The 12,359-nt window shown below is 34.8% G+C and carries 13 protein-coding genes; all 13 read left to right on the top strand.

Going from position 1 to position 12,359, the window contains the following annotated elements; genetic code table 11:
- Nucleotides 1–2 precede the first annotated feature (2 nt).
- From fliO to DES48_RS02585, 13 genes are read left to right on the top strand one after another with little or no spacing between them, the layout of a single operon-like run.
- The gene (gene fliO / locus DES48_RS02645; protein WP_079709458.1) at nucleotides 3–701 is read left to right on the top strand and encodes a flagellar biosynthetic protein FliO; all 699 of its coding nucleotides are present in this window, start codon (nucleotides 3–5) and stop codon (nucleotides 699–701) included.
- The gene (gene fliP, locus DES48_RS02640; protein ID WP_079709459.1) at nucleotides 694–1,362 is read left to right on the top strand and encodes a flagellar type III secretion system pore protein FliP; all 669 of its coding nucleotides are present in this window, start codon (nucleotides 694–696) and stop codon (nucleotides 1,360–1,362) included. Before fliO ends, fliP begins: the two co-directional genes overlap by 8 nt.
- A 20-nt stretch (nucleotides 1,363–1,382) precedes the next feature.
- A complete protein-coding gene (gene fliQ / locus DES48_RS02635) occupies nucleotides 1,383–1,652 on the top strand; it encodes a flagellar biosynthesis protein FliQ (protein WP_079709460.1) in 270 nt (89 codons plus the stop codon).
- Nucleotides 1,653–1,656: 4 nt separating this feature from the next.
- Complete coding sequence (gene fliR, locus DES48_RS02630) at nucleotides 1,657–2,436, top strand: flagellar biosynthetic protein FliR (protein WP_113866594.1); 780 nt, start codon at nucleotides 1,657–1,659, stop codon at nucleotides 2,434–2,436.
- Nucleotides 2,437–2,440: 4 nt separating this feature from the next.
- Entirely contained in the window at nucleotides 2,441–3,520 is a 1,080-nt protein-coding gene (gene flhB / locus DES48_RS02625; RefSeq protein ID WP_113866592.1) for a flagellar biosynthesis protein FlhB, read from the top strand.
- Nucleotides 3,521–3,545: 25 nt separating this feature from the next.
- Nucleotides 3,546–5,579 carry a flagellar biosynthesis protein FlhA gene (gene flhA, locus DES48_RS02620; protein ID WP_113866590.1) on the top strand — a complete coding sequence of 678 codons (2,034 nt, stop codon included), beginning with the start codon at nucleotides 3,546–3,548 and terminating at the stop codon, nucleotides 5,577–5,579.
- A complete protein-coding gene (gene flhF, locus DES48_RS02615) occupies nucleotides 5,576–6,727 on the top strand; it encodes a flagellar biosynthesis GTPase FlhF (RefSeq protein WP_113866588.1) in 1,152 nt (383 codons plus the stop codon). Before flhA ends, flhF begins: the two co-directional genes overlap by 4 nt.
- Nucleotides 6,720–7,583: a MinD/ParA family protein gene (locus tag DES48_RS02610; RefSeq protein ID WP_079709465.1), complete on the top strand. Its 864-nt coding sequence runs from the start codon at nucleotides 6,720–6,722 to the stop codon at nucleotides 7,581–7,583. The genes flhF and DES48_RS02610 overlap by 8 nt, the downstream gene beginning before the upstream one ends.
- A 6-nt stretch (nucleotides 7,584–7,589) precedes the next feature.
- Complete coding sequence (locus DES48_RS02605; protein WP_113866586.1) at nucleotides 7,590–8,651, top strand: protein-glutamate methylesterase/protein-glutamine glutaminase; 1,062 nt, start codon at nucleotides 7,590–7,592, stop codon at nucleotides 8,649–8,651.
- Between the two features lie 10 nt (nucleotides 8,652–8,661).
- Nucleotides 8,662–10,686 carry a chemotaxis protein CheA gene (locus DES48_RS02600; RefSeq protein ID WP_113866584.1) on the top strand — a complete coding sequence of 675 codons (2,025 nt, stop codon included), beginning with the start codon at nucleotides 8,662–8,664 and terminating at the stop codon, nucleotides 10,684–10,686.
- Between the two features lie 14 nt (nucleotides 10,687–10,700).
- Entirely contained in the window at nucleotides 10,701–11,186 is a 486-nt protein-coding gene (locus tag DES48_RS02595) for a chemotaxis protein CheW (RefSeq protein WP_079709468.1), read from the top strand.
- An 11-nt stretch (nucleotides 11,187–11,197) separates the two neighbouring features.
- Nucleotides 11,198–11,830, top strand: coding sequence for a chemotaxis protein CheC (locus DES48_RS02590; RefSeq protein ID WP_079709469.1), 633 nt, complete (start codon nucleotides 11,198–11,200; stop codon nucleotides 11,828–11,830).
- Entirely contained in the window at nucleotides 11,830–12,330 is a 501-nt protein-coding gene (locus tag DES48_RS02585) for a chemotaxis protein CheD (RefSeq protein WP_079709470.1), read from the top strand. The genes DES48_RS02590 and DES48_RS02585 overlap by 1 nt, the downstream gene beginning before the upstream one ends.
- The last annotated feature ends 29 nt before the right edge of the window (nucleotides 12,331–12,359 follow it).

Here is a 12,359-nt window from a genome sequence, read left to right as displayed (position 1 = left end):
CTATGGGCCGAATAATTAAAGTATTAATCCCTGCTTTACTTTTTGGTTTGTTATTCATGCCGATTTATAGTTCAGCGGCGCCTAATGGGACCGTGGATGAATTATTTGATGATCCAAATGCTACTGAACAGGATAAAACAAATAATGATACTAGTGAAAGTAATCAAGAAGAGCAGCCATCTCCAGCAGAAAAACCGGGTATTAAGAATGGTTCTTCCACCAACATAATTGGAGTGATGATTAGAGTAATTGTAGCTTTGGCTATTGTGGTTGGCTTAATTTATTTGCTTATTAAATTCTTGAATAAGAAAAATAAAATTAGTCAAAGTTCAGCCGCTCTAAAAAATCTTGGAGGACTTCCATTAGGTACAAATAAGTCTGTACAAATCATTCGAATTGGTGAACGTTTGTTTGTTGTAGGTGTTGGTGAAAATATTGAATTATTGACAGAGATAGAAGATGAAGACACCAAAGAACGATTACTAAATCAGAAAGCTTCAGATAATACAGTGGTAAATCCGCAACTGTCAAAATTACTCGGTGATACATTTGGAAAATTAACAAAAAAGAATAAAAATGACAAAGAAAGTTCATCTGGTTCTTTTTCAAATCTGTTTGAATCAGAGTTAAAATCTTTAAAAGATAAAAGAAACAAGATTACGAATAGTTATAAACGTAAGGAAGAAGATAAACATGAATGAATTTGTAGATTTATTTTCAGGTACTGATCCGAGTAATGTTTCAACATCTGTACGACTACTGTTATTGTTGACAGTTTTTTCTCTAGCTCCAAGTATTGTTATATTGTTAACGAGTTTCACCAGAATTATCGTTGTCCTTTCATTTGTTCGAACGTCATTAGCGACCCAACAAATGCCGCCTAACCAAGTTTTAATTGGTATAGCCCTGTTCTTAACTTTTTTCATTATGGCACCAACATTTAACCAGGTAAATGAAGAAGCGTTGACCCCTTTATTTAACGAAGAAATTACGTTAGATGAGGCATACGACAGAGCTAGTATACCTTTAAAAGAATTTATGGCAGAGCATACAAGACAAAAAGATTTAGCTTTGTTTCTAGATTATAATCAACTAGAAGCTCCTGATTCGATTGAGGATATATCATTAACGACACTTGTACCTGCATTTGCGATTAGCGAATTAAAGACAGCCTTCCAGATGGGTTTTATGATATTTATTCCATTTTTAGTAATTGACATGGCTGTAGCAAGTGTTTTGATGTCGATGGGAATGATGATGTTACCTCCTGTTATGATCTCATTACCATTTAAAATTCTATTATTTGTATTAGTAGACGGCTGGTATTTAATTACGCAATCATTACTGCAAGGGTTTAGTTAGTAGGTTATTGAGGTGAGTATATGAACGCAGAACACGTAATTACATTAGCTCAACAAGGTATATATACGGTTTTAATCGTTACAGGACCATTATTGTTGCTAGCTCTAATTGTTGGATTATTGGTAAGTATATTTCAGGCAACAACACAAATACAAGAACAAACCCTTGCATTTATACCAAAAATTGTTGCTGTATTAGTCGGTTTAGTCTTATTTGGGCCATGGATGCTTGTACGAGTGGTGGAATTCGCAAGTAATATATTTCAAAATCTAAACCAGTTTGTAGGTTAAGTAAATGTTAGAAATGATTAATATAAATATTTTCCCTGCTTTCTTACTAATTCTAGTTCGATTTACGGCTTTTTTTGCGACAGTGCCCATTTTTTCTTACCGAAATATACCGAATCAATTTAAAATAGGTCTTGCGATATTTCTAGCTTGGATCACGTTATACAGCATCAATATTCCAGAAATTCCGTTGGATTTAACTTTTCTATTGTTAGTTGGTAAAGAGGCAATTGTTGGATTGCTGCTTGGATTAATTGCTTATATGATTTTATCCGCTGTTCAGATAGCAGGTGGCTTTATTGATTTTCAAATGGGGTTTGCCATTGCTAACGTGATTGACCCACAAACGGGAGTACAAAGTCCGCTAATGGGACAATATTTTTATATGATAGCTTCCCTCTTTTTATTATCGGTAGATGCGCATCATTTATTGATAAACGGAGCAATGTACAGCTTTGATATGATACCGCTTGACCAATTAATAAATTTTAATAATGAAAACTTAGTTATGTTTATTATTGATACATTCAATCAATTGTTTTTAACTGCATTTCAATTAGCAATACCTATCGTAGGCTGTTTATTTCTTGTTGACGTTGCATTAGGTATTATTGCCAGGACGGTGCCACAACTAAACGTCTTTGTTGTTGGACTGCCATTAAAAATATTAGTTGCTCTTTTTGTTGTCTCTATATTTATGGTTATGTACATTACAATTGTGAAGCAACTATTTTCATATATTATTGAATCGATGCAAGTGTTAATACAATTATTTGGAGGAGCTTGATAACATGTATGTAAAGTTAGATTTGCAGTTTTTTGCAGGCGAAAAAACCGAAAAAGCGACTCCAAAAAAACGTCAAGATACAAGAAAAAAGGGACAAGTTGCTAAAAGTCAAGATGTTAACACAGCGATTTTGTTATTTTTAGTTTTTATTCTTTTTATAGTAATAGGAAGTATGTGGAAAGAACAGATGATGGGCTTGTATCAAAAATCTTTTACGGAATATATCTCATGGGAAGTAACACAAGATAATCTCCATACCATGATGTTAGAAATAACCGTATATATCGTACAAGCATTAGCTCCAGTTATGGCAATTGCTATTGTTGGTGGGCTAGCAGCTAATTTTATGCAAATTGGTTTTTTATTTACGACCGAGCCATTAAAAATGCAATTAAACAAAATTGATCCAATCCAAGGCGCAAAACGAATCTTTTCAGCAAGAGCTTTAGTTGAGTTGGTTAAATCACTTTTAAAAATTGTTGTTATCACTTCGATCACTTTCTCAATTCTTTGGATCAATAAAGACGAAATGATGATGTTGGCAGACAAAAGTGTAGATGGATCGCTAGCCTTTTTTGGAAATGTGACGATTTTAATGGGAATTTTTTCTGCAATTGCATTGTTAATTATTTCAATTATCGATTATTCTTATCAACGATATGATTATGAGAAAAATATTAAAATGTCAAAAAACGATATTAAAGATGAACACAAAAATATCGAAGGAGATCCGCTAATAAAATCAAAGATAAAAGAACGTCAACGTCAAATGGCAATGCAACGAATGATGAGTGAAGTGCCAAATGCAGATGTCGTCATTACCAATCCTACGCATTATGCAGTAGCTATAAAATATGACGAGTCAAAAGCAGACGCTCCTTATGTTGTTGCTAAAGGGGTTGATTTTGTCGCTTTGAAAATACGTGAGATTGCAGCAGCAAATGAAGTGACACAGGTAGAAAATCGACGTTTAGCAAGAGCATTATATGCACAAATTGACATTGGAAATACAATTGGAGAAGATTTTTTTCAAGCAGTTGCAGAAGTATTAGCTTATGTGTATCAAATAGAACAAAAAGCATGAGTGAGATAAGTTAGGAGAGGGAATAATGAAAATAAGTGATTTATCTGTATTGTTAGGTGTAATTTTAATAATTGTTATGCTTGTTATCCCTCTACCAGGATGGATTTTAAGTATATTTATATTAACAAATATTTCTTTAGCACTTATTGTTATATTAGTTTCCATGAATATGAGTGAACCATTACAATTCTCTATTTTCCCTTCATTATTGCTACTTTTAACTCTATTTCGCTTAGGATTAAACGTATCTACAACTCGTTCGATTTTATCTGAAGCAGATGCCGGAGGAGTAGTAGCAACTTTTGGTACCTTTGTAATTGGTGGAAATCCATTAGTTGGTTTTGTTGTGTTTACTATCTTGGTTATTATTCAATTTTTGGTTATAACAAAAGGTAGTGAACGTGTATCAGAAGTAGCGGCTCGTTTCACTTTAGATGCGATGCCAGGGAAACAAATGAGTATTGATGCTGATTTAAATGCTGGGCTGATTAATGAACAACAGGCGAAAAACAGACGTGAAAAAATTGAACAAGAAGCCGATTTTTACGGCGCGATGGATGGTGCCAGTAAGTTTGTTAAAGGGGACGCGATAGCAGGCATCATTATCGTGTTAATTAACATCATTTTTGGTCTAATTATTGGAATGATGCAAATGGGCATGAGTTTTCAAGAAGCAATTAGTACCTATATGCAACTTACCGTTGGTGATGGTTTAGTTAGTCAAATACCAGCACTTTTAATCTCTACTGCTACAGGTATTGTTGTTACGAGAGTTGCATCAGAAGGGAACCTAGGTAGTGATGTTACCAAACAATTATTACGTTTCCCTAAATTATTATATATTGCGGCAGGTACCATATTTTTATTCGGTTTAACACCAATTAACTTCTTTCTAACTACCTTTATAGCTGGATTTTTATCTTTTGGAGCTTATTGGTTATCTAGAACACCAAAAGAAGATCCGGTTGAACAAGACTTGCAGGAAGAAGCGGCTGACTCAGAGCAAATGAAGTCCCCAGACAATGTAGTTGAACTACTTAGCATGGATCCGATTGAATTTGAGTTTGGTTACTCATTAATTCCATTGGTTGATACAAACCAAGGTGGAGATCTAATGGATCGTATTGTTATGATTCGAAGGCAACTAGCAATTGAGTTGGGAATAGTTATTCCTGTGGTACGAATTAGAGATAATATTCAACTTAGTCCAAATACCTATCAATTAAAAATTAAGGGAAACGAAGTTGCGCAAGGTGAGTTAATACTTGATCATTATTTAGCGATGATTCCAGGTAATGATGATGGAGAGATTGATGGGATTGATACAACGGAACCGGCATTTGGTTTACCTGCAAAATGGATTAGTGAAGAGGATAAAGATGATGCCGAGTTATCAGGCTATACGGTTGTTGACCCGCCCTCCGTTGTGTCTACACACATTACCGAGGTAATCAAACAACATGCCCATTTATTATTAGGAAGACAGGAAACAAAACAACTAATCGATCACTTAAAAGAGTCTTATCCGATTTTAGTAGACGAGGTTACACCAGAACCATTGTCTATCGGTGATGTGCAGAAAGTACTAGCTAAATTACTACGTGAACAAGTTTCCGTTCGTAATTTACCTGTGATTTTTGAAACACTAGCTGATTTTGGAAAAATGACCAATGATACAGATCTATTAGGAGAATATGCAAGACAAGCATTAGCTTCTCAAATTACCAAACAATATGCGCAAGATGAACGAGCGTTAAAAGTAATTACTGTTGCCGGAGAAGTTGAACAAATGATTGCAGACCATGTCCAGTATACGGAACATGGAAGTTATTTAGCATTAGATCCTGATTCACAACAAAAAATCATTCGTTCTGTGACAGAAAAAGTTGAGCAGGTATCTTTACAAGAAGAAACACCAATCATTTTATGTTCTCCAACCGTAAGGATGTATATCAAGCAGTTACTGGATCGTTTCTTCCCGAATGTCGTTGTATTGTCTTATAATGAACTTGAACCAAATCTAGATGTACAAAGTGTTGGGGTGGTGAATGTAGCATGAAGGTAAAAAAATATCTAGCACCAACGATGCCAGAAGTGATGTCAAAAGTTAGAAAAGAATTAGGTAACGACGCGGTTATACTGAATTCCAAAGTAATATACACAGGTGGTATCTTTGGTCTATTCAAGAAAAAGAATATTGAAGTGATTGCGGCAATAGATCCTGATGTCCAGTCACAGCAAAGCAAAAAAAATAATCAACATAACATACAGTCAACAAAAAACACTCCAAGTTTACCTGAACAGATAACAAATGCAGCTGATGAATCAAATACCAGTCATCAAGTGTTGTTGGATGAAGTTCGATCATTACGTAAATGGATGGAGAAGACAACTTCACAGAAAGATCAAGCTAGTTTTTCTGCTGCTTATCAAACGGTTTATGAGCAATTAATTGCGCAAGAAGTAGACGAAACATTAGCAAGAGAACTTATTTCTCACGTAGATCAACAATTCAGTAATGAAGCTATGACATTAGAACAAGCCAAGCGTTTCATTCAAAATGAAATTAAGACAAGATTAGATAAAATCGGCTGTGGCGGTTTAACGTTTAACAAGAAATTTATACATCTTGTAGGACCTACGGGTGTTGGAAAAACTACCACAATCGCCAAGCTTGCGGCGAATTTCATGTTAAAAGAGAGAAAGCGTGTTGCTTTAATCACAACAGATACGTATCGTATTGCAGCGATTGAACAATTAAAAACGTATTCTAAAATCTTGGGCATTCCAATAGAAATAGCGTATTCTATCGAAGATTTTCAAAAAGCTACGGAGAAATTAAAAGACTATGATTTAGTCATTGTAGATACAGCAGGACGAAATTTTAGAGATGATAAATACGTAAAGGCCTTAGGACAAGTTGTAGATTTAGAAAACGATATTGAAACATATCTAGTTCTTTCGTTAACAACAAAATATAGTGATTTGGCTGCGATATATCATCAATTTCAACATGTTGTGTTAAGGAAATTGATCTTTACAAAAGTTGATGAAACAGCTTCTTATGGAGCAATGTTAAACATCGCTTATGAAAATGATATTGGGATTGCTTATTTAACTACTGGTCAAGATGTCCCAGATGATATTGAAGAGGCAAGTAGTGACAAAATCAGTAAATTAATTGTAGAGGCGAATACGAATGACTGATCAAGCAGCAAACTTACGCAAACAAATTCAACGCTCTCAGGCAAATAAACATGCAAAAACTATTTCGGTTGTAAGCGGTAAAGGCGGAGTTGGTAAATCCAATTTTTCACTTAACTTTGCACTAACGTTAACCAAAAGAGATAGAAAAGTGTTGCTATTTGACTTAGACATCGGCATGGGAAATCTAGACATTTTAATGGGGTTACAACCAAAGTCAACAATCGTCGAAATGTACGAGAAAGAATTACCTATTCATGATATTATAGAAGTAGGTCCAAATGGTTTATCCTATATTGCTGGTGGTTCAGGGTTAACGAATGTGTTTCGTATGGATCAAGCAAAACAAAATTATTTTTTGCAACAGCTTGATGAACTTTTGTTTTTATATGATTATATTATTTTTGATATGGGAGCTGGAGCTACAGCGGATACGTTGCACTATGTCTTAGCCTCCGATGAAACGATCGTTATTACCACACCTGAACCTACTTCAATGATGGATGCTTACGCCATGATGAAACATATAACTAATTATAACAACAAAAGTAAGTTATATCTTGTGGTCAACCAGTCGCAAACGCCGAAAGATGGAAACCAAATTGTCAAGCGTTTACAAGAAGCAATGCGGCGCTTTTTAGAAATGGAGATTACGCCGTTAGGGATATTACCACAAGATAAAGTTGTTTCGAAAGCTGTTCTGAATCAAACACCTTTTTCTATTTATGATTCAAAAGCGAAGATTACTGTTGCACTAGAAGAGCTCGTAACTCAGTATGACACCGGTGAAATCAACTTACATCAAAAGGGACCTTCAACTTTTATCAGCAAGCTTTTAAAATTCGTAAAAGAAAGGTAGACAGTTATGAGACTAATAAATGTATTAGTAGTTGATGATTCAGCGTTTATGCGCAAAATGATTAGCGACATACTTAATGCTCACCCAAAAATGAATGTAATCGCCACTGCTCGGAATGGAAAAGATGCATTGGAAAAATTACATGAATTACAGCCTGATGTCATTACATTAGACGTAGAAATGCCAATTATGGACGGAATGACAACATTGCAAAAAATTATGGTGGAAAAACCTACACCTGTTGTCATGCTTTCCAGTCTTACACAGGACGGAACTGAAAAAACATTAGAATCGATGACTTTAGGAGCAGTAGATTTTATTGCTAAACCTTCTGGGTCTATTTCACTAAACATTCGAGACAAAGAAGCCGAAATTAGAACAAAGGTGTTACAAGCAGTTAATGCAAATGTAAACAAATTAGTTGAAAAAGAAATCAAAAAACCTGTAATACCGATGAATACACAACGAGTTGCATCAAACGTTACCAAGTCGAATCTGATAGTTGGTATTGGTACATCTACTGGTGGACCACGAGCTTTACAACAAGTTGTTACCCAGTTGCCAAAAGAATTCCCTGCTCCAATTGTTATTGTTCAACATATGCCAGCGGGCTTTACCAATTCATTGGCTAAACGATTGGACAACCTGTCTCAAATTAATGTAAAAGAAGCAGAGGATCTGGAAGTGTTACAAAACGGCACTGCTTATATTGCTCCTGGTGGAAAGCAGTTTAGGGTAGAGCAAAGAGGAAATCAATTAATTGCTAGAACAACAAAAGAAGAGCCAAGAAATGGGCATCAACCGTCTGTAGATGTTTTATTTGAATCTTTAGCTGAATTATCTTCCCGTCAAGTCTATACCGTTATTATGACTGGAATGGGTGCTGATGGTGCTAATGGTTTAATTACAGTTAAACAAAAGAAACAAGATACTGTTGCATTCTCTGAATCTCAAGAAACTTGTGTTGTTTATGGCATGCCTCAAGCAGCTGAAAAAACAAGACTAGTAGATCATGTTGTAAGATTACCAGATATCAGTAACGCACTCGTTAAACAAATCAAAGCCTGAGGTGAATAAAATGGAAATGAATGAGTATTTGGATGTTTTTATTGAAGAAAGCAAAGAACATATCCAATCCCTAAACAACCATCTATTAGAACTTGAAAATGATCCAACTAATATGGATAAGGTGAATGAAATTTTCCGTTCAGCGCATACGTTAAAAGGTATGTCAGCTACAATGGGGTTTCAAGATTTAGCTGACCTAACACATAAAATGGAAAATGTTTTAGATGCCATAAGAAATGATAAAATCGAGTTAGATTCTGATATTTTAGATGTGGTGTTTAATGCCGTAGATAATTTAGAATCCATGGTCTTTGATATTATTGATGGCGGAGATGGAAAAAAAGATGTTTCTCAGTTGGTAGCTCAATTAGAAGCAATTGAACAAGGTGAGGTAATTTCTAATACTGCACCAGAACAATCAGCCGCTACCACAAGCAATGCACAACAAACCATTGATATTGGTTCACTTGACCAATTTGAAACGACCGTTTTACAACAATCATCTGATAGTGGTTTTTTCAATTATAAAATTCATGTGCAATTAGAAGAGGGTTGTTTATTAAAAGCTGCACGTGTTTATATGGTTTTTGAAGTATTAGAACAGATGGGAGAAGTTGTTAAATCTGAACCGACTGTTACTGAATTAGAAGAAGAAAAATTCGAAAATGATTTCACAGTACTCTTAGTTTCAAAGGAAGATCAAGATACGATCGAACAAAAAATTATGAAAGTGTCTGAAATTAAAAAAGTTGAAATTTCGATATTTGATATTAATCAAATTCAAGCAAATGATTCAAAGGAAGAGCAGTCTAAAGAACAAAAATCTGCTTCTAAACAAAAAAATGAACCAGCAAATGATAAAACTAACACGAAAAGTACGCATGTAACAAGTAAAACAATTCGGGTAAACATCGAGCGATTAGATGCCTTAATGAACCTATTTGAAGAATTAGTGATTGATCGTGGGCGTTTGGAACAAATATCTGCTACTATGAAAGATACCGAATTGCAAGAAACTGTAGAACACATGACTCGTATCTCCGGTGATTTGCAAAATATTATTCTGAATATGCGAATGGTTCCTATTGATCAAGTATTTAATCGATTCCCGAGAATGGTACGTCAATTAGCTAAAGATTTAAATAAACAGATTGATCTAGTCATTTATGGTGCAGAAACAGAACTAGATCGTACGGTTATTGATGAAATTGGAGATCCGTTAGTTCACTTAATCCGAAATGGTTTGGATCATGGTATTGAAACCCCAGAAGAAAGAAAACAACAAGGAAAAGATGAAAAGGGAACATTAACATTAAATGCCTATCATAGTGGAAACCATGTCTTTATTGAAATTTCCGATAATGGAGCAGGAATTAACCGTGATAAAGTAGCTAAGAAAGCAATTGAAAATGGTGTTATTACAGAAGAACAAGTAGCTAATTTAACAGATTCTCAAATAAATCAATTAATTTTTGAAAGTGGTTTTTCTACAGCAGATAAAATTTCAGATATATCTGGTCGTGGTGTTGGACTAGATGTAGTTAAAAATACGATCGAATCATTAGGTGGATCCATTCGTATTGAATCTGAATTTGGTAAAGGTTCTTTATTTTCTATTCAATTACCATTAACCTTATCCATTATTTCAGTACTATTAGTTGAAGTGCAAAAAGAAAAGTATGCTATACCACTTTCTTCGATTATTGAAACAGCAATTGTCAATAAAAATGATATTATGCACGCACATAATAAACAAGTAATTGACTTTAGAGGTAAAGTTGTACCACTTATTAATTTACATGACATATTTGAAGTTCCTGGAGAAAAAGATGATGATAATTTTTATTCCATCGTGCTTATTCGACAAGGTGGCAAAATGGCAGGTTTAGTGGTAGATACGTTTATTGGACAACAGGAAGTAGTACTTAAATCATTGGGTGATTATTTGTCAGATGTCTTTGCAATATCAGGTGCAACTATTTTAGGAGACGGTCAAGTAGCTTTAATTGTTGATACAAATGCATTAATTAAATAAAAGGGGGTATTATGATGAGTAGTGAAGAGACTTTAGAAGAACAAACTGTATATATCAAATCCATTGTTTTTGATTTAAAAGGAGAAGAATATGCCTTGCCAGTAGAATATGTCGGATCAATTGAGCGAATGATGCATATTACTCGTGTACCTCAAACGGCTAGTTTTGTAAAAGGTGTACTTAATCTTCGTGGAGTGGTTACACCAATTGTTGATTTAAGAGACAGATTTGGTTTTGATGCCGTAACTGAAACTGATAGCACTCGAATTATAATCCTAGAAGTAAATGGATTGGAAGTAGGCTTGATTGTCGACGCTGCTTATGATGTGATCGATATTCCAAAAGAAGCAATTGAACCGCCACCAGAAGTGATTGGATCGGTTCAAGTAGATTATATTCATGGTGTTGCCAAATTAGACGAAAGATTATTAATCCTATTAGATATGGAGAAGGTACTAAACGCAAAAGGTATGAGTGATCTATATCAAAAACAAAGTTAGAGGGTGATGGTATGTCATTTATCGAATCATTAAGCGAATATCAATTAGACGCTTTAAAAGAAGTAGGTAATATTGGATCAGGTAATGCTGCCACAGCCCTTTCTTCTCTTTTGAATCGAAAAGTGGATATGAAAGTGCCAGCGGTTCGTATTGTTGGATTTGACGAAATGATGGATTTAGTCGGAGGTCCAGATACGCTGATTGTCTCCGTTTTTTTAAGAATAGAAGGACAGGCCCCCGGTAATATGTTCTTTGTACTTGCACCAGACGAGGCGGAATCATTTGTACAAGAAATGACCGGGATAAAATCATTTTCGATGCAAGAACCTAATATGGATGAAATTGGTCTTTCAGCTTTGCAAGAGTGTGGAAACATATTAGCAGGTTCATATCTATCAGCATTATCTGATTTTATTCAAATTTTACTTCAACCTTCGGTGCCGCAGTTACATATTGACATGGCTGCTGCTATACTAACACAAGGTTTAATTGAGTTGTCTCAAGCGAGTGATTACGCCATTATTATCGAAACAATCATTAATGAGCAAGACAGTGATAGTGCACCAATTAAGGGACATTTCTTTTTATTACCCGATCCGGAATCTTTTTCAAAAATATTTGAACGTTTAGGTGTTCCTGAGTAATGGAAATAATAGAAAAAAAGGTGATTAGAGTAGGTATAGCTGATTTAAAATTTGCAAAAGATCCGGATAACTTACGAACTTCTGGTTTAGGCTCATGTGTAGGTGTTGTGGTATATGATTTAGGTAAAAAAATAGCCGGCATGGCTCATGTCATGCTTCCAGATTCGTCTCTTTCAAAAAGTACAGATTTTAACCAGCATAAATATGCAGATACGTCTATTCCCTTGTTGGTAGACCAACTCTTAGCTTGTGGTGCTAGAAAATTTGCTTTAAAAGCTAAGTTAGCAGGTGGCGCACAAATGTTCTCCTTTAATTCCAATAATGATACATTACGAATTGGAAAACGCAATGAGGAAGCAGTAAAACAACAACTTCAGCAATATGGAATTCCTATTATGGCTGAAGATGTGGGAGGAAACAAGGGGAGAACAATAGAGTTTGTGTTAGAAACTGGAATGTTAAAAATAAGGACAGTGAATTTAGGAGAAACAGAAATCTAAATTTACTATTAAACCAATTAGGATAGGTG

It is taken from the genome of Paraliobacillus ryukyuensis (assembly GCF_003315295.1).
Classification (GTDB): domain Bacteria; phylum Bacillota; class Bacilli; order Bacillales; family Amphibacillaceae; genus Paraliobacillus; species Paraliobacillus ryukyuensis.
This window is presented reverse-complemented; position numbering and strand designations above follow the sequence as displayed.